Origin of the sequence: Pedobacter sp. ASV12 (assembly GCF_016429155.1) — a bacterium.
Lineage (GTDB): Bacteria > Bacteroidota > Bacteroidia > Sphingobacteriales > Sphingobacteriaceae > Pedobacter.
Genome location: NZ_JAELUC010000026.1, coordinates 1 through 21466 on the forward strand (window position 1 = coordinate 1; position 21466 = coordinate 21466).

Genomic DNA, 21466 nt, shown 5'->3' on the forward strand with positions numbered 1-21466 from the left:
AGATGTGTATAAGAGACAGACCTCATAGGCTCCGTTAAAAGGGCTTAGTTGAGTGCTACTGTTAAAAGCCCATGCTATGGGCGATAGGATATACCAGCCAATGCACAACAATAAAACAGGCTTGACAAAGTGATGATAAGGTAGTTTTAAAGCCTCCTGATCTGATTTGAGCTGAACGAATTGCTGCCTTACAAAAAAGGCATATACCTGTTTAAGCGATGGTGAAATATTAATCGTAATTACCAAAAGTAAAAACAACGAAAAGGTTTTAACCGATATGTCAAAACCAAAATTAATGATGCAGATATTTAAAAATAAAGCAAGCGACATGTAGAAGCCAACAAGCCTGGTGCTTCTAAAAAATAAAAGCAGGGCTACAAAAACTTCAACAAATCCTATGGCAACGTTATAAAATTTAGAAGTGCCAAAGGTACTCCATAACAAAATATCCTTGTCTAAATTGCCAAAAGGCGTGTAAAGGATGTTGGCTTCTGGTGTAGAAAATTGTTGCAACAGCACTTTATCAATTCCGTATTTCAATAAAACAAGGCCTATGTAGTAAGGCGAGCAAGCATAAAATAGGCGTACAAAAACAGAAGTTTTTATTTTTAGCAGCTTTTGCCCAACAACTACAATTATTGCCAGCAAAAAAAGCAAGAGCAATAAAAGATTAAGCCCTATCGTATCAGAAGAAAAATCTATATTTCTGATTCCATTTGCGAATAGCTGTTCCTGTATAAGTTCTACAGACTTTTGAAATAAAAACAGTGTAAGGCGGAACTGAAAATCCTTACCGTTAAAAGTTAAGGGAATAAAAACAAATGCCAGTAAAGAAAACAAAGCCAATATCTCTGTAAAGCCTTTTTTAAAAGCATTCATATCCCCTTGCCCTACTTTTTGTTTAGCTTATTCTCTTTGTCAAGATCTATAAATTGTAGGTTATTGACCAGGTAGCCAACGTATTTCTTCTTTAATGCATTTTTTAGCGAATCGATGCTCTTTATCTCCAAAAAAGTTTTCGACAGGCTTAAGGTATCTTTTTTAAAAGCGGTCCGCCACACCCTTCCGTTTACTTCTTTGGTTTCGCTTTTAAAAACAATCAGCTTATTATTCTTCTTTACAACAGTATCTATCCTATTGATGTTTCTTTCTACAATTCCAAAATTAGACCTCCCAATATCAAAAAGATCCTTTTCAACTGTAGTTCTAAAATTTCGGCTGTTGCCACTGTGACTTTTAAAAGAAATCAATTTTGTTTGTCCGAAACTTGCCAAACAAAACAAACAGCATACCATGAGAAGAGTGAACCGCATCGCTTAAATTTATATTTAAATATAGACAAATATATTGTGCATGAGTTGGCATTCGGGCAATCTTTTATAATCATATTAATAGTCAATGTGGATCTCAATCGAGACAGACCCTGCGTCGGTGTTCAAGACCACGATGAGGAGGATTAACAAATTACCTCACCACTTCCCAAAGCGATTTGATCTTTACAACAGGCTTTTGACCAACCAAATCCTTCGCGTCGAAGGTGATGACCTTTTCTTTACCAGGTTCCAAATCGAAATAGTTATCGCTCAATTTGCCTGTATAGCCTGCTATATCTACAAAAACATATTTGGCAAAGGCCTTGGCTCTTAGCACGATCTGGTTGCCCTTAACCCGATACGTGATTTGTGGATCGCTCAATTTTAAATCTTTAGGCCTAACGGTATCTCTGGCTGGCCTCACATCGTCGCGATAAGCCTCTTTTACGGCATACCAGGCCGCTTTGGGCGCACGGTGGTAGTAATCGGTAATGCTCCAACTGGCTACTGGCCAGCAATCGTTCAATTGCCACAGCAAAGTACCCATGTTATAAGGTTCTTTGCTCCGGTGGATCAAAATCATGTTTTTAAAGCCATAATACTGCACGCATTGGGTCAGGTAGGTATAATCCTCCACCGACAATTTACCAATCCGACTTTCATCGATCATGTAATTTTTGAGGTAGCCGTTCAATTTTTGATAGCCATTTCCCGCCTTTTGGTGGCTTTGCATCACATCAGAGGCCAAATACCTGTCTTGCGGTTGCGTAAAGGCCAGGATACTTGAATAGTTGGGCATGGCCTGCATGCCGTATTCGCTTACAAAACGGCCGGTTTTATTTTCAAACACTTCAAAATCTTCGCCACCCCACCAAGTGCCCCAATAATGGCTGTCGCCTTCGGTAATGCTGGTTTTAACACCCCAGCCATATTTTGGCGAGGTACTGACATAAGGCCTTGCATCGCCCGCTTCCTTAATCCATTTCGGAATGCTGTCTCTGAATAACTGGGTATAATCCTGCCAAAGCTTAACCGAATCTTTTGGCCGTAGCCTGAACTGGCTTTGCCAACCCCAACGGTTAAAAGCTTCGTCAATTTCGTTGTTGCCACACCATACCACAATACTTTTATGATGCCTCAGCCGCTTTACCTGATATTTCACCTCTTCCCGCACATTATCGATAAAATGCTTGTCGCCCGGCACCATGGTACCCGCAAACATAAAATCCTGCCAAACATAAATGCCCAGCGAATCGCAGAGGTTATAAAAATCGTCTGATTCGTAAATGCCACCTCCCCAAACGCGCAACATGTTCATATGGGCATCTTTGGCCATCATGAGCATTTTTCGGTAATCAGCTTTTTTCATCCGCGTTACAAAGGCATCCGAGGGAATGTAATTGGCCCCCTTCATGTAGGTTGGCTTGCCGTTGATGCTGAAATAGAACGAACTGCCTTTATCGTCCGGTTTTTGAACCAATTCTACCTGAACCGGGGCCACAAAAGGCTTTTCGGCAGGTTTTTGGTTATAGGCCTCCAGGCGAACTTCTTTCCAAATGCCACAACCGGTCAGCTTCGGACCCCAGTCCCAGCCAAAATGAAATTGGGCCTTGCGCACATAGGCCCGCGGATCGTCTGGAATAACAAAAGGCAAATCGGCTTTGGCCATCGAATCGACTTTGTTCTGGGCCGAATAAAACCTAATGCGCAGTTGATTATCTTTAGCCTTGAGCCATTTTTTAACGTCTATACGCCATTGGCGGAACATGTTATCGGCCTGCAAAATAAGTTTTCCGTTTAAATATACATCAGCATAGGTATCTAAGCCATCAAAAACCAACTCGATCTGCTTTTGACCGAAAACCCGCGCCTCAACCCCAAAACTGCTTTTGTAATCCCAATTTTCTCGCTCTACCCATTGTACCTTTTTTTCATTGTCACGATAAAAGGGATCGTGAATGAGCTGGTTGCGCAACAAATCGGTATGCACTTCGCCCGGAACCTTTGCCGGGTACCATTTGGCCTCATCCTGCTCCTGAAACTGCCAGTTGGCATTGAGTTTTTGGACAATTACCTGTGCATCTGCCCTGCAAACAAAAAACGCAAGGAGCAACATCAAAGCAAATTGGGTGTACTTGTTTTTCATAGCCTTAAAGATGGCAAAATTCTGGAGATTTATGACAAAGGTTAAACTACTAGATGGCTTAAGGTTTGATGGCCGGACGGGAACCCAAATACATGTATTGCAAACCACCTCAAAAACATCCATTTTTTTATGGCTTAGCAACGAATTAATTCCTATTTTTGCGCCCAATGGCTGGCTACAGAAAACTCATCGCAATTTTTTTAGTCGTTGGTATAAGCACCAACTGCTTCAACTATTGGCTGTTGGCCACTTCTTATGCCTTTAACAAGGCCTACATTTCCTCCGTTTTATGTACCAACAAAGACAAGCCCGAACTGCACTGTGAGGGTAAGTGTTTTATGGACATTAAATTGAAAGAACTGGAGCAAAAGAACAAGCAGGATCAGGAAACCCTAAAAAGGATGATCGAAAGCCTGGCTCCAGAAACTGTTGCTTTTTTAGCGCCGGTTGTAGAAGTTCGTTTGGCCACGGCCGTACCTAACTATTTGCAGAAAAAGCCTATTCAAACGGCTGTATCCATCTTCCATCCGCCCCAGTTGGGCTAATCCCATCATTTTCTGGCTAATTGCAGTCGCCCGTTTTGGCGAGATGGCTTTGCTATGCAACTAGCCCATGCTACCTATTGATTTTACAACTCAATTGATGGGCATTTCATGCCTTAACCTTATTAACTTTTAAAAAATGAATATCAAAAATATATCCATCGCATTTGTTGCGCTTTTTACCCTTGTATTAACTTCTTGCAAAAAAAACGAAACCGTTACGCCAGCTGACGAAAAAGGCGCTTTTACCCTCGAGTTCGACAACGTCGTAAACGGCAATCCGCTTGTATTGGAAACCCAAAACTACACCAATGCCAATGGCGACAGCTTTAATGTGTCGGTATTCAAATATTACGTCAGCAACATCAAACTGACCAAAGCCGACGGCTCGGTTTACAGTGCACCCGAAAGCTATATGCTGGTTGATGCTTCTAAACCCGCAAGCCTGCTCAACAGCCTTAACAACGTCCCTGCCGGCGATTATACCAAAATTTCCTTCCTCATCGGCGTAGACAAGGAAAGAAACCTGGCTGGTGCGCAAACCGGCGCCCTAGATCCGGCACTAGGCATGTTCTGGACCTGGAACAGCGGCTATATCTTCGTTAAGTTTGAGGGCACTTCGCCACAATCGACCGCAACCAATAAAAGCCTTACTTTCCACATCGGAGGCATTGTGGACCCGAATAACACCATCAGAACGTTCAGCACCTCGTTTAGCGCAGCCAATCCACTGAGGATCAGGGCAGACAAAAAACCACAGCTCCATTTTAAAGTTAATGTGGCCAGTTTATTTACCGGCAAACAAAACATCAAATTCGGCAACCTTAACTTTACCATGGGTGGTGCCAACTCGGTTATTGTAGCCGATAATTATGCAGATGGCCTATTTCAGTTAGACCATATCCATAACTAGGCTATGAAGCATATTAAAATATATCTTGGCCTGCTAGCGGGTTTGGTGCTGCTTTATGCCTGCAGCAAACGGGAAGCCAGCAAACCGGCAGAAGAACCAATCGTTTTTGTAAAGCCGGCCAATTTCCCTTCGCCAACCTACAACTTTGAGGGCAATCCTTTGAGCAACAAGGCATTTGCATTAGGCAAAAAGCTGTTTTACGACGTCAGGCTCTCGGCCGATAAAAGCGTATCGTGTGGCAGCTGCCATCAGCAGTTTGCTGCTTTTGCCCAGCTTGACCATAATGTAAGCCATGGCGTAAACAATTGTTTAGGCAAACGCAATGCACCGGTGTTGTTCAACTTGGCTTGGCAAAAAGAATTTTTCTGGGATGGTGGCGCCAAAAACCTCGAAATTGTACCTGTAAACGCCATTACCGATGCCTGCGAAATGGCAACCGATCTGAATACCATTGTGAGCTTTTTGAAGGGAACCAACCCTTATCCACAGCTTTTTACCGATGCTTTTGGGCAAAATTCTATCACTTCGCAAAACCTGTTAAGAGCCCTTGCTCAATTTACGGCAACAATGGTATCGGCCAACAGCAAGTACGACAAAATCATGCGCAATCCACAACAATATGCCTTTACAGCCGACGAGCAACAGGGTTACGAACTATTTAAGGCTAAATGTGCCAGTTGCCATCAAGAGCCTTTGTTTACCGACCTCAGCTACCGAAGCAATGGCCTGGATATAAACAGTGCCGACGAAGGGCGTAAAATTATTACCGGATTGGAGAGCGACAAAGGCAAATTCAGGGTTCCAACCTTGAGAAACATCGAGTTATCAGCGCCTTACATGCACGATGGCCGTTTCAACACCCTAGAAAAGGTTTTGGAACACTATAACAGCGGCATACAACGGGTGCCAAACTTAGATCCTTTGCTCAAAACGGGTATGGCCCTGTCGACTACGCAAAAACAACAAATCATTTCTTTTCTAAAAACACTAAGCGACGATGAATTCATCAAAAATAAAATCTTTAGTGAGGAGTAAATTCCTGCTTCTCGCCTTATGTCTGAGCAGCACCAGTGCTTTTGCCTGCGATATCTGCGGCTGCTTTATGGGGCTAACGCCTTACGATAACCAGAGCAGTTTTGGCTTGCTGTACCGCTACCGTTCATTTAACGGTTATCGGGGCCAAAGCCATCAGTTTTTTCCACGGGGAAGCAGTTTCTTTATGCCGAAAGACGACAGAAGTCAACCGTTAACCGGTCACAACAACAATCCGGAAGATTATGAAGCATACCGCACCATGGAACTGCGAGGCCGTTATTTTTTGCACAAACGTATCGAATTAAATGCCATCATTCCCTACAATTCGAACAGCGAGCGCTATAATGGCTATACTTCTTCCATTTCGGGCATGGGCGACATCAACCTGTATGCGGGTTATCACCTGATCAGAAAACTGGATCAGCCTGTGCTTAACCAGCGCTTAATTGTAGGTGCAGGCCTCAAGTTGCCTACCGGGAAAAACAACATCAAGACCTTAGACGGTATCCGTTATTCGGCCCTGATGCAACCCGGGACTGGCAGTACCGATGGCTTTATTTACGCCAATTACCTGTTGGGCTTCAAAAAATTCGGCATGAGCCTGAATACTTCGTACAAAATAAATGGAGAAAACAGCGAACGCGAAGGAATTGCCAATAGCAGTACTACTTTTCTCAACTTCTTTTATACCCAAAAGTTGAGCAAAAACTGGCAGGTTATGCCATCGGTACAGTTCTTCTACGAAAATTCGGCCGGCGAAACCTATAAGGGCATCAAAACCGGAGAGCACGAAATGAACAACCTGATGGGCGGCATCGGCGCCGACCTGTACTACAAAAATATTGCGTTGAACCTGGGCATGCAAACCAATATGTGGCAGGCCAAAACCGACCATCCACAAAGCGCAGCCAAGATTTACTTGGGCATTACCTATAACATCAACCAATTGTATTATTTATTAAAATCTTAAACAAATCGTCAGGCATACGCTAAACATCTTACACGTTTAGCGTATGTTTGTAAACTAAATTTTAATCATCATGATCAAATTTAAAAACATCGCCATTGCAGGTTTTTCTATAGCACTTGCCTTTGGCTTAGCCGCCTGCAACAACAATAAGAAATTGCCTTTTTATGGTCAGCGGGAAGCAAAGGTGATCAAGGACAAAGATGGCCACGAAAGCATAGATACCGTATACCAAACCATTCCTGATTTCAAATTGCTTAACCAGGACAGTGTAGTCATTACGCAAGACCAGTTTAAGGATAAAATTTATGTGGCCGATTTCTTCTTTACCTCGTGCACTACCATTTGCCCAACCATGCACCGTAACCTTAAAACAGTTTACGAGGCCTACAAAGACAATCCCGAAGTGGCTTTCTTGTCGCATACCATTGATTTTAAATACGATAAACCTTCGGTATTGAAAAAATATGCCGAAAAACTGGGTGTAAATACCCAAAAATGGACTTTTGTTTATGGCAGCAAAGACGAAATCTATCACCTGGCCGAACATAATTACCTGGTAGCCGTACAAGAAGACAGCACGGCCAAAGACGGCTACATCCACCAAGGTTGGCTGGTATTGGTCGACAAGCACAAACGCATGCGGGGCGCTTACGACGGCACGAAAACCGAAGAGGTAGAAAAGCTGAAAAAAGACATTGCTACTTTATTGGCCGAAAAAGAATAACATGCGTAAAACCATTCTATTTACCGTTTTCTGGCTTACTGTAGCCGCTATCGTTTATTCCTGCCAAGATGCCAGCGAAATAGAAAAAGCCAAGTATATGTCCAACGGCAAGGATCTGTATAAAACCTATTGCCAAAACTGCCATGGCGAAAACGGCGAGGGTTTGGGCCAACTGGCACCACCATTAACCGATACCGTGTTTTTAAAACAAAACAAGGCTAAACTGGCCTGTATCATCAAAAACGGCACCAACGAAGCTATGACCATCAACGGCAAAGCTTACCAAGGCAAAATGCCCGATTTTTCGAACCTGCACGATATCGATTTGGCGCAGGTGATAGTTTACATTACTAACTCGTTTGGCAACAACCAAGGCATGTACGATTACCAAAAGGTTACCGCCGACCTGCAGAACTGTAAATAATCATACTTGCTAAGTTTTAAAAGCTTAGCAAGTGTTATTATTTTTCATGGTCATCTGCATGATACCAATTGGGATTGGCCTTTACCGCGGCCTTAATAATAGCATCCAATTCCGATTTTGAAGGCAGGATAGATTCGCCAAGGCTATCACCCACACTCATGACCTGAGGAACTGAGGCTTTTGATGGATCGTGTGGCCGGGCCTTAAAATCAAATTCGGCTACATTAACCAACACTTTAAAAACGGCATAAGGCATTTTTAAATCGCCATACTTCTTTTCTATAATGAAGTGGCCAGGCCTATTTTCATTCTCCCAATCCGCAAACCTATGGTTTCCGGCTAGATCCATCTTCTCTACGTCATCTGCGGGTGCTTCACTATTTCCATAAGCAGTACCCTCGTCGTTCAATCTGAGCGAAAACTCTTCATCATGTTTTTTCCTGCTGTCCAAATAATCCTTGGCATGACCAGCTACCGGCAACGCAGCCGCCACTTTTAGGGCGTTGATCAGCTCTCCACGATCATAAAGATGAGGTCTGATTACTTTCTCTGTTCCTTGATCGCTATCGCGATGGGTCCACATGTTCATCGGATGATTAGTCGAGGTTAGCTCCAATGTACGGGCCTGCAAGCCTCTTAAACCGGTTTTCAAGCTGGCACTGTCTCTTAAAACCTCCGATGAATCATCATTTAACTGGGTTTCCGCATGGAGACCGGTTGTATAGATATCCAGCTTATGGCTATGGCCATATCCCTTGGCATCTTTGTCCATCGAAGCCGTTTTCGGGAAATAATAAAATCCAGGTCCGCTATACTGCGTGGCATCGCCACCACCAGCCAACTGCTTCTGGTAATCTAAACCTTGGGCCAACGATTTCACGTTTCCAGGCGAATTAGTGCCATGCTGCCCATCAAGATCCAAGGTTCTCTTCTTGCTCATGGCCGCAAAAATGGGGTGAAGCTCTACGTATTCCTGTGCAACTTCGTGCAGATCGTGTTCGCCCCCACCACCTAAACGTATCACATATTTATCGCCTTTAACGTCAACAATCTGTCCGTACCAAGGTACTTTACCATTATTTACCTGCACATGCTTTCCCTTTTCGAGGCCCTTAACCCTCTGTATAACCGCATGGCCAGAACTTGGCCTGTTATCAACCAGATAGGCTCCATTGGTGCTGTGCTGTGGCGAGACGGTATTGGATTGCGAAGCCAATTTGGCTTTTTCAGTGGCTAAACCTTCCATTTGGGATGAGCGTTATGATATTATCATTAAATATAATGGTTATCTTTGCATAAATGCAAACCATTCTATCGCCGTTCTAGTTAAATAGAAAGGAGGAAAGTCCGGGCAACATAGAGCATCTCGCTTCCTAACGGGAAGGAACTTGGGATTGAAGACCTGAGTGACGGAAAGTGCCACAGAAAATATACCGTCCCGATCTGATCGGGATAAGGGTGAAAACGTGAGGTAAGAGCTCACGAGCTCGCTAAGTGATTAGCGTTTTGGTAAACCCCGGGAGTTGAAAGACCAAATAGGCTAACGCATGTAGGGCTGCTCGCCTGATGTTAGTGGGTAGGTCGTTAGAGATAAATGGCAACATTTATACTAGATTAATGATAGAAACCCGATTTATCGGGGACAGAACCCGGCTTACCGGTTTGCATTTTTTATTTGACGATTAAATAAAAACAATATATTAGCGAAAAGTTAAAAAGAAGAACACACCTATGGCAAAATTGCTGATAATTGATGATGAGCGGGCGATAAGGAGTACCTTGCGCGAAATTTTGGAATACGAAAGCTACGACGTTGACGATATAGACAACGGCATAGACGGACTGGATCTCATCAAAAAGAACAACTACGACCTTGTCCTTTGCGACATCAAAATGAACAAAATGGACGGTATGGAAGTGCTTGAAAATGCGCTTGCCTTAAAGCCAGACCTGCCGTTTATCATGATATCTGGCCATGGAACCGTAGAAACAGCCATAGAAGCCAGCAAAAAAGGCGCGTTCGACTTTGTGTCCAAACCACCTGATCTTAACAGGCTTTTAATTACGGTTCGCAATGCCTTAGACCGCGGTACTTTGGTTACCGAAACCAAGGTTTTAAAGCGAAAAGTAAGCAAAACCCGTCATATTCTTGGCGATTCTGAAAGCATCAGCCGCATCAAGGAAACCATCGACCGTGTAGCCCCTACCGAAGCCCGCGTATTGATTACCGGTGCCAACGGAAGTGGAAAAGAGCTGGTGGCGAGATGGATCCATGAAAAATCGAACCGTGCAGAAAGCCCTTTAATTGAGGTGAACTGTGCGGCTATACCTTCAGAGCTCATCGAAAGCGAATTGTTTGGCCACGAGAAAGGCTCGTTTACTTCTGCCGTTAAACAACGTATCGGCAAATTCGAGCTGGCCAATGGTGGCACCTTGTTTTTAGATGAAATCGGCGACATGAGCCTTTCGGCACAAGCCAAGGTATTGCGAGCCCTGCAGGAGCATAAAATAACCCGTGTGGGAGGCGAAAAAGAATTGGATGTAAACGTACGCGTAATTGCCGCCACCAACAAAGACCTCTTAAAAGAAATTGAAGACGGCAATTTTAGGATGGACCTTTACCACCGCCTCAACGTAATCAATATCCACGTACCGCACCTAACAGAACGTACCGACGATATTCCGGTTATTGCACAACACTTCTTAGAAGAAATCTGCAACGACTACGGTATGCCGGTAAAGAAAATAAACGATGCCGCCATGAACGCGCTTAAAGGCCTGCCATGGACCGGTAACGTACGCGAACTACACAACATGATTGAGCGTTTGATCATCTTAAGCGATAAAGTCATCACCGAGAATGATGTTGTGGCCTTTGCCAACCCCACTGGAGGCACCAATATAGGCGCCGCAAACGGCAATGGACACGTCACCGCTACGCATGGAGGCTCGGCAATAGATTACGACAAGTTTTCGAACTTTCAGGATTATAAAGACCACGCCGAGAAAGAATTTATCAAGTTCAAGCTGGAAAAAAACAACTGGAACGTTTCTAAAACAGCCGACGACATCGAAATCCAACGAAGTCACCTCTATAGCAAAATTGAAAAATTCGGCTTAAAAAGAAGCGAATAAACAAGCATTAGTCCGAAGTCAAAAGCCAGTAGTTTTAAATTTAAAATTACTGGCTTTTTTATTTTGGCCGCTTTAGCTTAGCTCCTGTTAACTTAAATAATCGGCCTGACGGCTCAACATGGCCCTGTATTTATTGAATATGGCCGTTTTAGAAACAAAGCCAATATATTGTTCCTGGCGGTCAACTACTGGCAAAATCCACAGGTTTTCATTTTCCATCAGCTGAAGCACCTGCTTCATATCGGCATCAATGGGCAATAATTGTGGTGCGGGCCGTACCAGTTCGTCAATAGTTAAGGTTTCGTCTATAGATTGTCCAATAGCTACCTTCAGGATATCTTCCACATACAGCAAGCCAAAGAGTTTTCCATGCGCATCAACTACCGGAAACAGGTTGCGCTTCGATTGCAGCACTTCCCCCAACCTTTCTTTGATCAAATCGCCCTGCTTTAACACCAGGTAATCCTTTTCGATCAGGTAACGCAATTTCATCATGTTCAATACCGTAGTGTCTTTGTCTTCGTGGTGCGAAAGCTGGCCTTTATCAGCCAAAGGCTTGGTATAAATAGAATACTTATTGGCACTGCGGTTAATGAGATAGGCAATAGCCGTAGTAATCATTAAAGGCACCATCAGCACATAGCCTCCGGTAATTTCGGCAATCAAAAAAATACCTGTTAAAGGCGCATGCATAATCGACCCCAACGATGCCGCCATGCCAGCTACAATAAAATTGGCAGTGTTTACCTGGGCTATCCCCAAGGTATTGATGCTAAAGGCCACACTAAAGCCGATCAATCCGCCGATAATCAAACTAGGTGCAAAAATACCTCCATTGCCGCCAGCCCCCAAAGTAACCAGCGTAGCCACCGACTTGGCAAATACGGTAACGACTGTAAAAAGAAGAATAACGGCCGGAAAAACACTATAATCGGCAAATATACTGTTGTTGATCACCGCTGTAGTATCGCCTTTTAAAAGGCTTTTGATGGTAATATAGCCTTCGCCGTATAAGGTTGGGAACAGAAAGACCAAGGCACCCAGCATCAATCCGCCAATAACCACCTTTTTGTAGGGATGCTTGATTTTATAGAAAAAGCCCTTGATGGCATAATTGGCCTTGCCAAAATAAATTGAGAACAAGCCGATCAGGCCTGCCAAAACCACATAAAACCCCAATGCGTTTACCTCCCAGCCTTCGGTTACCAGGTAGAACAATTGTTCGTTGTAAAAGAACCTGGCCACAACCGCTGCCGTAGCCGCCGATAAAAGCAAAGGTATAAACGCCGGAATGGTGAATTCGGGCAATAGGATTTCTATGGCAAATACAATTCCCGCAATGGGGCTGTTAAAAGCCCCTGCTATGGCCCCTGCTGCGCCACAAGCCAGCAAAAGCGTAATCTCGCGGTAAGAAAGGCCTAAAAAACGGCCCACTGCCGAGCCTATGGTAGAACCACTGGTTACGATAGGCGCCTCCAGTCCGGTAGAACCACCAAAACCTACGGTTAACGCCGCGGTAATAATCTGCGAATAGGAATTATGGAGCTCCAACTTGCTCGAATTTCTGGAAATGGTATACAGCAATGGCGTTAAACCGGTTTCGAACTTGCCTTTTCTGATAAAGCGGCGTACATAAGCCACCGAAAGAAAAATACCGATTAGGGGAAACAGCAAGTATAAATAGTACTTGTATTGCCAATGCAGGTCTGTTTGCAAAAATTTTTCGATATGGTGGGTAATCGTTTTGAGCAGCGCCGCTGCCAAGCCGGCCAAAACGCCAACGATCAGGGCCGCAACAACCAGGAAATTCCTGTTGGAGATTTTGCTTTTTCTATACTCATTAAGCCGATTAATATTGGTTATAAATCCTGCATACATCAGATAAGGTTGATTTGGGTTATCAAATAAATATAGAGCGTATGATAGAGCCATCTACTGACAGCCTATTTTTACCATATTTTTTTTTACGCGTCGAATTTATCGAGCAGCTTCAACAGCGTGGCAAAATCTTTTGGATAGGACGCCTCTACCGTAATGTCCTGACCGTCTAAGCCCTTAAAGGTAATCTGCTTTGCATGCAACGCAAAACGCTTCATAATGGGCTGTTCTTCTTCGTCTTTGGCCAAGCGGTAGCCTTTTTTAATATTCGATAGAAATACCGGTTTGCCACGGTACATGGAATCGCCACAAATGGCCGCACGCTGCGTAGCCAGGTGGATGCGTATCTGGTGCATCCTGCCGGTAACCGGCTTACATTCTACCAAAGTGTAATGCTTATAGTATTTTAAAGAGTTGAAATAGGTTTCGGCACGCTTGCCTTCTTGCCTATCGATGGTTACGTTTTTATTGCCGTCGTTCAAAATAGGCAAATCGACAAAAAGGTTATCGAACTGAAACTGCCCATCGACTACGGCATGGTAAATCTTGTTTACCTTTCTGCGTTCAAACTGCATAGAAAGCGACCGGTAGGCCTCGGGGTGCTTGGCGATAACAATGGCACCTGAAGTTTCCTTATCCAGTCGATGGCAAACCTGCGCATCGTCTACGTATTGCTTAGCCATGCGCAAAATGTTGATTTCGCCGGCCGCGCTGCGCTCGTCAAGCGAAGCTATAAACGGAGGTTTATTTACCACGATGTAATCATCGTTTTCAAAAAGGATCAGGTCTTTAAATGCAGGATATTTCACTCAGTAATTGAATATTTCTGCAAAAGTACGAATTTTATCTGTTCATTGGCTCATTGGGCTTTGGTTCATTCGTTGGCATGCCCTCTTTCAAATAGGCTTTGTTATTCCTGTTCACCATAATGGAAAACAAAAAAGCCTTGGCTTTAAGGCCAAGGCTTTTCATTACAAAATATGTTATGCCTTAAGAAAGTTCGAACTTATAGCCCACCCCTTTTACGGTTGCTACATAGTTCTCGCCTAATTTTTCTCTCAATTTACGGATATGCACGTCGATGGTGCGGTTGGTTACCACCACCGAATCTTCCCAAATGTTTTTCAGAATAGCCTCGCGGGTGTAAACCTTGCCTGGCTTAGAGGCCAACAGGTACAACAATTCGAATTCCTTTTTGGCCAAGATTACCTTTTCGCCATCTTTAAATACCAAATAGGCTTCTCTATCGATCACCAAATCGCCAATTTCTACTTTGTTATCAGAAACCTCGTCGCCACTGGCATTTCTGCGCAATATGGCATTGATACGGCTCACCAAAGCCCTTGGTTTAATCGGCTTGGCAATATAATCGTCGGCACCTACGTTAAAACCAGCAATCTCTGAGTATTCTTCGCTTCTCGCAGTTAAAAACACCATAAAAGTATTTTTGAATTCCGGAATGGCCCGCATTAAACGGCAAGCCTCAATCCCGTCCATTTTAGGCATCATGATATCGAGGATAATCAAATCGGGGTGTACCTTTTTAGCTACTGAAATGCCATCTTGGCCGTTGCTTGCTAAAAATACCTGGTACCCTTCCTTCTTTAAATTATATTCGATCAGCTCTAAAATATCCGGCTCATCATCAACAATTAATATCTTTTGTTTGGCTGTACTCATCGTTTATTTTTTATTACGAAAGTAAGAATACAATTGTACTACAACGTTAAAGCGAAGTTAACAAATTGTTAATACATGTAATATTTTTAACATTGATTTAGGCTTAAGGTAAGGTTTTGTTTAAGAAAGCATCCAATTCCTCGCCTCTGAGATTCTTGGCCACGATTTTGCCATTGGGATCTAAAAGGAACGAACTTGGAATGGCTTCTACTTGGTACAATCTTACCGTTGGACCTTCAAAATCCTTCAATTCGCCGGCATGGTTCCAAGTCAACCCGTCTTGTTTAATGGCCTGTTCCCAAGCGCTCTTGTCCTTATCGAGGGAAATGCCCAAGATGGTAAAGTTCCTGTTTTTGTATTTGTTGTAGGCTTTAACCACATTTGGATTTTCGTTCCTGCATGGTCCGCACCACGATGCCCAGAAATCGAGCAATACATATTTTCCTTTAAAATCGGCCAAATGCACAGGCTTGCCGTCTAACCCGTTAATAGTAAAATCAGGGGCTTGCTGCCCTATCTGTACGGCTTTGAGCTTGCTTACCTTCTCAACAAAGTTTTTAACTGCACTGTTGTTCTTTTTCAGGTTTTCGTCAACCTTTTCAGCATAGGCAACCATCGAATCTTCGTTTCCGGTTGGATTGATCAGGCTGATGGCATAAAAACTTACCAGCGATTTGGTATTGTCTAAAGCAAACTTTACGATCGCCTTGTTCAAATCATCAACCGCTTTCATATATACTGGCGAAAGTTGCGCTACCAAAGCCTCGCGCTCGGCCGGATTGGCGGCCACTTTTTTCTCAAAATCGGCTTTAATGACTTCTATTTTGTCGCTATAGCTTGTTTTTAGCTTGTTAAATTCCATCAGCTTATCGGCATCTTCTGCGCCACTCATGGTATAATCGTGCTTTTGATTGTTCAAATCGGCCTTAAAATCAACTTTATCGCCATTCTTGGCTACCAAAATATATTCGCTGGTACCGATGTTTACCCTAAAAAAGTTGGCTTCGGGCGATACGCTGCTGAATTTGAATTCTCCTTTTTCGGAAAGCGTGGTCGAATCCAGCACTTTCATGTTATTGTCGCCCATGCCATAGAGAAATACTTTTTTCTCGGCTCCCGGGTTTTCTATCTTCCCATCAATTACAAACTTGGTATTGTCTTTACAGGCGGTTAAGGCCAGGGCTAAACCCAAGACGTAGCTTAATTTCTTCATGTTATTTTAATTTTTCTATAATAAGGTCATTGATTTTCTTGGCATCTGCCTTTCCTTTGGCCAATTTCATGACCTCGCCAACAAACAATCCTAAAACGCCTTTTTTACCGGTTTTGTATGCCTGTACCTGTGGTGCATATTTGGCCAATACTTCTTCGATAAACCGGTTCAGCTCGTCGGTATTTTCAACGATCAGCAAATTGAGCTGTTCGGCAAGGTTGGTTGCATCCTGACCCGGCTGCTTGGCCAAGGCCGGCAATAACTGCTGTAAGGCATTTTGCTGACTGATTTTTTTGGCATCAACCAAGTTAATTACCTGCGCCAGTTGCTGGGGCATTACCGGATAATCGGCTATACCAATCTCCTGTTCGCTTAGCAAAGACCTGATGGCGCCAAGCAACCAATTGATTAAACTTTTGGGCTGATTGACCGTGGCCCTGCCCTGTTCAAAATACTGCAACAGCTCGCTGTCTTCGGCCAGCATGTTGGCTTCGGCTTTATTCAGGTTAAGTTCGGCCATCAACCGTTTGGCTATTTCGTTGGGCAAAGCAGGCATATTGGCCTTGATTTCGCTAAGCCACTCGTCGGAAATGACTACAGGAGGCAGGTCTGGATCGGGAAAATAACGGTAGTCGTTGGCTTCTTCCTTGGTACGCATCGGCGAAGTAGTACCCGCATCTGCGTCAAAATTCAAGGTGCTTTGCTTAATGACTCCGCCGGCTTTAAGCACCTCAACCTGACGGCCAAATTCAAAATCCATGGCCCGGCGCACATTACGTATTGAATTTAAGTTTTTTACTTCGCACCGTGTTCCAAAACTGTTTTCTCCTTTTTTGCGGATAGAGATATTGGCATCGCAGCGCAGGGAACCTTCTTCCATATTGCCATCGCTCACATCCAGGTGGCGCACCAGTTTCCTGATTTCGGTTAGCAAGGTCGCCGCCTCTTCTGCCGAACGCACATCAGGTTCGGTTACAATTTCGATCAGCGGTACGCCTGCCCTATTCAGATCAACATAAGAATACTGCGGATCCTGATCGTGCAGGCTTTTTCCTGCATCTTCTTCCAAGTGGATTCGATTGATGCCAATACGTTTTTCTTCGCCATTGGCCAATACCACATCCAGATGGCCATTTTTACAAATCGGACTGTTATCCTGAGTAATCTGGTAGCCCTTGGGCAAATCGGCATAGAAATAATTCTTGCGATCGAAGAAATTGTATTGATTGATCTGGCAATTGAGCGCCAGGCCTATCCTGATGGCTTTGGCCACTACCTCTTTGTTGAGCTTGGGCAAAGCGCCCGGCAAAGCCAAGGAAACTGCCGAAATATGCTGGTTCGGACCAGCCCCAAAAACAGCACTATCTGATGAAAAGATCTTAGATTGTGTATTTAACTGTACATGGATTTCCAGTCCAGAAACCAATTCATAGCTTACACTTTTCGTGGCAGTTTTTGTACTCATTAATAGGCAATTTTCTGTTTAAATGGGCATTGAATGCTTGCCAAATATAAATGAAAAATGTATCAATTTTATTGAAATAAGGTAATATTCTGGTTGTGGCACAGAATTGGATTTACGTTGGTACACGCAAAATCGAAAATTATGAAAAAGTTCATCCTAATCGCAGCAGTTGGCTTGGCCAGTGCCCTGTACCAACCTGCAAAAGCACAAGTTAGCGTAAGCATCAACATTGGCGCACAGCCACAATGGGGTCCTCGAGGCTACGATTATGTAGATTACTATTACCTGCCAGAAATCAACAGCTACTATTATGTACCAACCCGCCAGTTTGTTTACCTGGAACGAAACAGATGGGTGCATAGAGCTTATTTGCCTAGCAGGTACAGCAGCTATAACCTTTACAATGCCAGAAAAATAGTCATCAATAGGCCACGTCCTTATTTAGAACGCCGTGTTTATACAAATTATTCGAGGCCAGTAGCCAGGCATTCGGCATTCGGCCGACCACAATACCGTAGCGTTAGCTACGAAAGACACGAGCAAAGGTTCGACAAACACGGCCGTGGCAACCATGGAGGCGGCAAAGGCCATAGACACTAATCTTTAAATAGAACAATCATGAAAAAGCTAATATTCTTGCTCATGCTCGGAATTGCATCAGTAAGCGCCAAGGCACAGATAAACGTAAACATCAATATCGGCTCGCAACCTTTATGGGGCCCAACGGGCTATGATTATGCCGAATATTACTATTTGCCCGATATAGAGAGTTACTATTACGTACCTAAGCGCCAATTCGTTTATTTGGATGGTGGTCGCTGGATCTTCAGTACTGCCTTACCTGCCCGATATAACAATTACGATCTTTATAATGGCTATAAGGTAGTCATTAACAGAGACAGGCCTTACTTAAACTTTAACGATGACCGGGTTAAATATGTGAAGTACAAAAACTGGGGTGGCAGACAAATGGTCATCAGAAACAGCAACGACAAAAAGTACTACGTAGTAAAGGGACATCCGCATGGTATGCCTCCCGGACAAGCCAAAAAGCTTTATGGCAACGGAAACAATGGACATGGAAAAAGCCATGGCAAAGGCAAACATTAACCCTAAATCAAATCAAAAGGGCTTCAAATTATTGAAGCCCTTTTGATTTATATGCTGGTTAACACAATTGCGAAGGCCATATACCCAAAAAAATATATAAACATCTGTATTTCAATACTTTTATCATGATTTGTAATTTACTCAATATGTCGAGCAAATAAAAATAGTACACGAAAAAAGAGGCCTTCGACTGTTGGGTTATTTTATAAAAAGGTTTTGGCCTTAATTAATACTTGCTCTAATCCTTCGGCATTTTTACCACCTGCAGTTGCATAAAACGGTTGCCCGCCGCCGCCGCCCTGGATTTCCTTGCCTAATTCGCGTACAATTTTGGCTGCGTTTAGCTGTTCACTTACGGTATCTTCCGAAATCATGACGGTAATACCGGGCTTGGCATCAATCAGCGTAGTTAACACCAAATAAAGATGTGGCACCATGGCTTTTACTTCGAAAGCCAGGTTTTTTACGGCTTCCGCGTTGGGCAAATCTACATGCGCTGCAATGAAATTAACTCCGTTGATGTTTTCAGCTTTGGCTGCGATGTCTTGTTTCATATCGCCGGCTTTGGCCAAAATGTTTTTCTCAACCTCCTTTTTCAACCTGGCATTTTCTTCGATCAAGGCCTGCACCGCAGCGCTCATGCTCTGGTTGCCCTTTAAAAGCCCCTTTAACTGATTAATTTCCTTGCTTTGGTTAACGATAAATTCTTCAGCCTTGGCAGCCGTAATGGCCTCGATACGACGAACACCTGCCGCTACGGCGCTTTCTGACACAATTTTGAAATAACCGATCTGTCCGGTGGCCTTTACGTGCGTACCGCCGCAAAGCTCTTTTGAAAAATGGTCATCGAAGGTAATCATCCGTACAAAATCGCCGTATTTTTCGCCAAACAGCGCCGTTACGCCCGAACTAATGGCCTCATCGTAAGGTACGTTTCTTTGCTCTTTAAGCACAATGTTCTCTCTTATTTTTCCATTTACGATATGCTCTATGGCCTGCAAATCTTCGTCGCTGATTTTGGCAAAATGAGAAAAATCGAAACGCAGGTAATCAGCATTGACCAAACTTCCTTTCTGGTTTACATGTGTACCCAATACTTTTTTAAGCGCGGCGTGCAACAAGTGCGTAGCCGAGTGGTTATCTTCCGTCAGAGCGCGTTTGTCTTCGTCAATTACAGCCCAAAACCTGCCTTCTACATCGGTTGGCAAGGTATCGGCATAATGCACAACAATGCCGTTTTCTTTTTTTGTGTCGGTAATGGCTACCGAAAACAGGCGGCTGTGGTCTTCCAAACGACCGGTATCGCCTACCTGACCGCCACTTTCGGCATAAAATGGCGTTTGGCGCAACACGATCTGGTATTGCTCCTTGCCTTTGGCATTGATCTTTCTGTATTTTAAAATTTCGGTTTCGGCCTCAAAATCGTCGTAGCCTACAAATTCGGTGTCGTTGCCTTCATTAACAATGACCCAATCTTCGGTATCGATGGCGGTTGCCGCACGCGACCGGTTCTTTTGCGCTTCTAGGGCTTTGTTAAAGCCTTCCATATCTACCGACCAGCCCTTTTCTCTGGCCATGAGTTCGGTTAAATCGATCGGAAAGCCAAAAGTATCATAAAGTAAGAAAGCAAAGCTCCCAGGAATCATTCCCTCTTTTATTTTTTCATCTATTATACCTATTTCTGGCGAAAATGCATAAGTTTTGCTAGGGTCAAATTTATTAGAAACGTAATTACTAAATAGATTTAATCCTCTTTCCAAAGTTCTCAAGAAGGAAACCTCTTCTTCTAAAACCACTTTTTGTACAAAGTCTTTTTGCAGGTAAAGCTCATCAAAAACACCCTTAAACTGTTCGGCCAATACGGGTACCAATTGGTTAAGGAAAGGCTCCTTAAGGTTTAAGAATGTATAGGCATAGCGAACGGCCCTGCGCAAAATGCGACGGATCACATAGCCTGCCTTGTTGTTTGATGGCAATTGGCCATCGGCTATAACAAAAGAAATGGCACGGATATGATCGGCCATTACGCGCATGGCGATATCGGTTTGTTCGGCATTGCCATAGGCGATACCACATTTATCGGCCACAAACTGGATCAATGGCTGGAAAACATCGGTATCGTAGTTTGACGATTTGCCTTGCAGCACGCGCACCAAACGCTCAAAACCCATTCCGGTATCTACATGTTGTGCCGGAAGCGGCTTTAACGAACCATCTTTTAAGCGGTTAAACTGCATAAATACATTGTTCCAGATTTCGATAACCTGGGGATGGTCGGCATTAACAAGGTCTTTGCCCTTGCCATCCATACGTTCTTCGGCACTGCGGCAATCGACGTGGATTTCTGAGCAAGGTCCGCAAGGCCCTGTATCGCCCATTTCCCAGAAATTATCTTTCTTATTGCCTAAAATGATGCGGTCTTCGGGTACATATTGCTTCCAAAGCTCGTAAGCTTCTGTATCGCGTGGCAGGCCTTCCTTCTCATCGCCTTCAAAAATAGACACGTACAATTGGTCTTTCGGAATTTTGTAGACTTCGGTCAGCAGTTCCCAGCTCCAGGCAATGGCTTCTTTTTTGAAATAATCGCCAAAGCTCCAGTTGCCCAGCATTTCGAACATGGTATGGTGGTAGGTATCGATACCCACCTCCTCTAAATCGTTGTGCTTGCCCGAAACGCGTAAACAGCGTTGGGTATCGGCAACGCGCGGATATTTGATGGCAGCCTCGCCCAAAAACAAATCTTTAAACTGGTTCATGCCGGCGTTGGTAAACATGAGGGTTGGATCGTTTTTAACCACGATGGGCGCCGACGGAACAATATGATGTTGTTTGCTTTTGAAAAAACTCAGATAGGTTTGTCTTATTTCTTTTGCTGTCATCTCGTGTAGAAAATTTAGGAGAACAAAATTAAAATTTTA

The 21466-nt window shown here is 43.7% G+C and carries 19 protein-coding genes and 1 other RNA gene; 10 read left to right on the top strand and 10 right to left on the bottom strand.

What is annotated here, in order from left to right:
- From JHD69_RS08530 to JHD69_RS08540, 3 genes are all read right to left on the bottom strand, one after another.
- Window positions 1-540: hypothetical protein (locus JHD69_RS08530; RefSeq protein ID WP_199139323.1), on the bottom strand; the 540-nt coding region annotated here is incomplete at its 3' end.
- A 350-nt stretch (window positions 541-890) separates the two neighbouring features.
- Complete coding sequence (locus tag JHD69_RS08535) at window positions 891-1250, bottom strand: hypothetical protein (RefSeq protein ID WP_199139325.1); 360 nt, start codon at window positions 1248-1250, stop codon at window positions 891-893.
- A 214-nt stretch (window positions 1251-1464) separates the two neighbouring features.
- Window positions 1465-3459, bottom strand: a complete 1995-nt coding sequence (locus tag JHD69_RS08540; protein WP_199139327.1) for a beta-mannosidase — start codon at window positions 3457-3459, stop codon at window positions 1465-1467.
- 167 nt (window positions 3460-3626) lie between these two features.
- Here JHD69_RS08540 and JHD69_RS08545 point away from each other — a divergent pair, with 167 nt between their 5' ends.
- The 6 genes from JHD69_RS08545 (at window position 3627) to JHD69_RS08570 (ending at window position 8067) form a co-directional block, all read left to right on the top strand.
- Complete coding sequence (locus JHD69_RS08545) at window positions 3627-4004, top strand: hypothetical protein (RefSeq protein ID WP_199139329.1); 378 nt, start codon at window positions 3627-3629, stop codon at window positions 4002-4004.
- 136 nt (window positions 4005-4140) lie between these two features.
- A complete protein-coding gene (locus JHD69_RS08550) occupies window positions 4141-4914 on the top strand; it encodes an MbnP family protein (RefSeq protein WP_199139330.1) in 774 nt (257 codons plus the stop codon).
- Between the two features lie 3 nt (window positions 4915-4917).
- The gene (locus JHD69_RS08555) at window positions 4918-5949 is read left to right on the top strand and encodes a cytochrome-c peroxidase (protein ID WP_199139331.1); all 1032 of its coding nucleotides are present in this window, start codon (window positions 4918-4920) and stop codon (window positions 5947-5949) included.
- Window positions 5939-6919 (top strand): hypothetical protein, encoded by a 981-nt coding sequence (locus JHD69_RS08560; protein WP_199139332.1) that lies wholly within the window; start codon window positions 5939-5941, stop codon window positions 6917-6919. The genes JHD69_RS08555 and JHD69_RS08560 overlap by 11 nt, the downstream gene beginning before the upstream one ends.
- 70 nt (window positions 6920-6989) lie before the next feature.
- Window positions 6990-7643: an SCO family protein gene (locus JHD69_RS08565; RefSeq protein WP_199139333.1), complete on the top strand. Its 654-nt coding sequence runs from the start codon at window positions 6990-6992 to the stop codon at window positions 7641-7643.
- Between the two features lies 1 nt (window position 7644).
- Window positions 7645-8067 (top strand): c-type cytochrome, encoded by a 423-nt coding sequence (locus JHD69_RS08570; RefSeq protein WP_199139334.1) that lies wholly within the window; start codon window positions 7645-7647, stop codon window positions 8065-8067.
- A 37-nt stretch (window positions 8068-8104) separates the two neighbouring features.
- Here JHD69_RS08570 and JHD69_RS08575 read toward each other — a convergent pair whose 3' ends face one another.
- Window positions 8105-9313, bottom strand: coding sequence for a hypothetical protein (locus JHD69_RS08575; RefSeq protein WP_199139335.1), 1209 nt, complete (start codon window positions 9311-9313; stop codon window positions 8105-8107).
- A gap of 52 nt (window positions 9314-9365) precedes the next feature.
- Between JHD69_RS08575 and rnpB the strand changes: the two genes are divergently transcribed.
- Window positions 9366-9740, top strand: an RNA gene (gene rnpB, locus JHD69_RS08580) — RNase P RNA component class A.
- A gap of 58 nt (window positions 9741-9798) precedes the next feature.
- Window positions 9799-11202 carry a sigma-54-dependent transcriptional regulator gene (locus JHD69_RS08585; RefSeq protein ID WP_199139337.1) on the top strand — a complete coding sequence of 468 codons (1404 nt, stop codon included), beginning with the start codon at window positions 9799-9801 and terminating at the stop codon, window positions 11200-11202.
- A gap of 87 nt (window positions 11203-11289) precedes the next feature.
- Here JHD69_RS08585 and JHD69_RS08590 read toward each other — a convergent pair whose 3' ends face one another.
- The 5 genes from JHD69_RS08590 to gatB all read right to left on the bottom strand — a co-directional run bounded on the left by JHD69_RS08590 (window position 11290) and on the right by gatB (window position 17438).
- Window positions 11290-13080, bottom strand: a complete 1791-nt coding sequence (locus JHD69_RS08590) for a chloride channel protein (protein WP_199139339.1) — start codon at window positions 13078-13080, stop codon at window positions 11290-11292.
- 86 nt (window positions 13081-13166) lie between these two features.
- Complete coding sequence (locus JHD69_RS08595; protein WP_199139341.1) at window positions 13167-13889, bottom strand: RluA family pseudouridine synthase; 723 nt, start codon at window positions 13887-13889, stop codon at window positions 13167-13169.
- Between the two features lie 181 nt (window positions 13890-14070).
- A complete protein-coding gene (locus JHD69_RS08600) occupies window positions 14071-14760 on the bottom strand; it encodes a response regulator transcription factor (RefSeq protein ID WP_199139343.1) in 690 nt (229 codons plus the stop codon).
- 103 nt (window positions 14761-14863) lie between these two features.
- A complete protein-coding gene (locus JHD69_RS08605; RefSeq protein WP_199139345.1) occupies window positions 14864-15973 on the bottom strand; it encodes a TlpA disulfide reductase family protein in 1110 nt (369 codons plus the stop codon).
- Window position 15974: 1 nt separating this feature from the next.
- Window positions 15975-17438: an Asp-tRNA(Asn)/Glu-tRNA(Gln) amidotransferase subunit GatB gene (gene gatB / locus JHD69_RS08610; RefSeq protein WP_199139347.1), complete on the bottom strand. Its 1464-nt coding sequence runs from the start codon at window positions 17436-17438 to the stop codon at window positions 15975-15977.
- A 141-nt stretch (window positions 17439-17579) separates the two neighbouring features.
- Here gatB and JHD69_RS08615 point away from each other — a divergent pair, with 141 nt between their 5' ends.
- Together JHD69_RS08615 and JHD69_RS08620 are read left to right on the top strand one after the other, a co-directional pair.
- The gene (locus tag JHD69_RS08615; RefSeq protein ID WP_199139349.1) at window positions 17580-18038 is read left to right on the top strand and encodes a hypothetical protein; all 459 of its coding nucleotides are present in this window, start codon (window positions 17580-17582) and stop codon (window positions 18036-18038) included.
- 18 nt (window positions 18039-18056) lie between these two features.
- The gene (locus JHD69_RS08620) at window positions 18057-18548 is read left to right on the top strand and encodes a hypothetical protein (protein ID WP_199139351.1); all 492 of its coding nucleotides are present in this window, start codon (window positions 18057-18059) and stop codon (window positions 18546-18548) included.
- 203 nt (window positions 18549-18751) lie between these two features.
- Here JHD69_RS08620 and alaS read toward each other — a convergent pair whose 3' ends face one another.
- The gene (alaS, locus tag JHD69_RS08625; RefSeq protein ID WP_199139353.1) at window positions 18752-21427 is read right to left on the bottom strand and encodes an alanine--tRNA ligase; all 2676 of its coding nucleotides are present in this window, start codon (window positions 21425-21427) and stop codon (window positions 18752-18754) included.
- Window positions 21428-21466 lie beyond the last annotated feature (39 nt).

Excerpts from the sequence above, each read along its gene's own strand:
- JHD69_RS08540 (WP_199139327.1), bottom strand. The coding sequence starts at position 3,459 with ATGAAAAACAAGTACACCCAATTTGCTTTGATGTTGCTCCTTGCGTTT.
- JHD69_RS08545 (WP_199139329.1), top strand. The coding sequence starts at position 3,627 with ATGGCTGGCTACAGAAAACTCATCGCAATTTTTTTAGTCGTTGGTATA.
- JHD69_RS08550 (WP_199139330.1), top strand. The coding sequence starts at position 4,141 with ATGAATATCAAAAATATATCCATCGCATTTGTTGCGCTTTTTACCCTT.
- JHD69_RS08555 (WP_199139331.1), top strand. The coding sequence starts at position 4,918 with ATGAAGCATATTAAAATATATCTTGGCCTGCTAGCGGGTTTGGTGCTG.
- JHD69_RS08565 (WP_199139333.1), top strand. The coding sequence starts at position 6,990 with ATGATCAAATTTAAAAACATCGCCATTGCAGGTTTTTCTATAGCACTT.
- JHD69_RS08570 (WP_199139334.1), top strand. The coding sequence starts at position 7,645 with ATGCGTAAAACCATTCTATTTACCGTTTTCTGGCTTACTGTAGCCGCT.
- JHD69_RS08575 (WP_199139335.1), bottom strand. The coding sequence starts at position 9,313 with ATGGAAGGTTTAGCCACTGAAAAAGCCAAATTGGCTTCGCAATCCAAT.
- JHD69_RS08585 (WP_199139337.1), top strand. The coding sequence starts at position 9,799 with ATGGCAAAATTGCTGATAATTGATGATGAGCGGGCGATAAGGAGTACC.
- JHD69_RS08590 (WP_199139339.1), bottom strand. The coding sequence starts at position 13,080 with ATGTATGCAGGATTTATAACCAATATTAATCGGCTTAATGAGTATAGA.
- JHD69_RS08600 (WP_199139343.1), bottom strand. The coding sequence starts at position 14,760 with ATGAGTACAGCCAAACAAAAGATATTAATTGTTGATGATGAGCCGGAT.
- JHD69_RS08605 (WP_199139345.1), bottom strand. The coding sequence starts at position 15,973 with ATGAAGAAATTAAGCTACGTCTTGGGTTTAGCCCTGGCCTTAACCGCC.
- gatB (WP_199139347.1), bottom strand. The coding sequence starts at position 17,438 with ATGAGTACAAAAACTGCCACGAAAAGTGTAAGCTATGAATTGGTTTCT.
- JHD69_RS08615 (WP_199139349.1), top strand. The coding sequence starts at position 17,580 with ATGAAAAAGTTCATCCTAATCGCAGCAGTTGGCTTGGCCAGTGCCCTG.
- JHD69_RS08620 (WP_199139351.1), top strand. The coding sequence starts at position 18,057 with ATGAAAAAGCTAATATTCTTGCTCATGCTCGGAATTGCATCAGTAAGC.
- alaS (WP_199139353.1), bottom strand. The coding sequence starts at position 21,427 with ATGACAGCAAAAGAAATAAGACAAACCTATCTGAGTTTTTTCAAAAGC.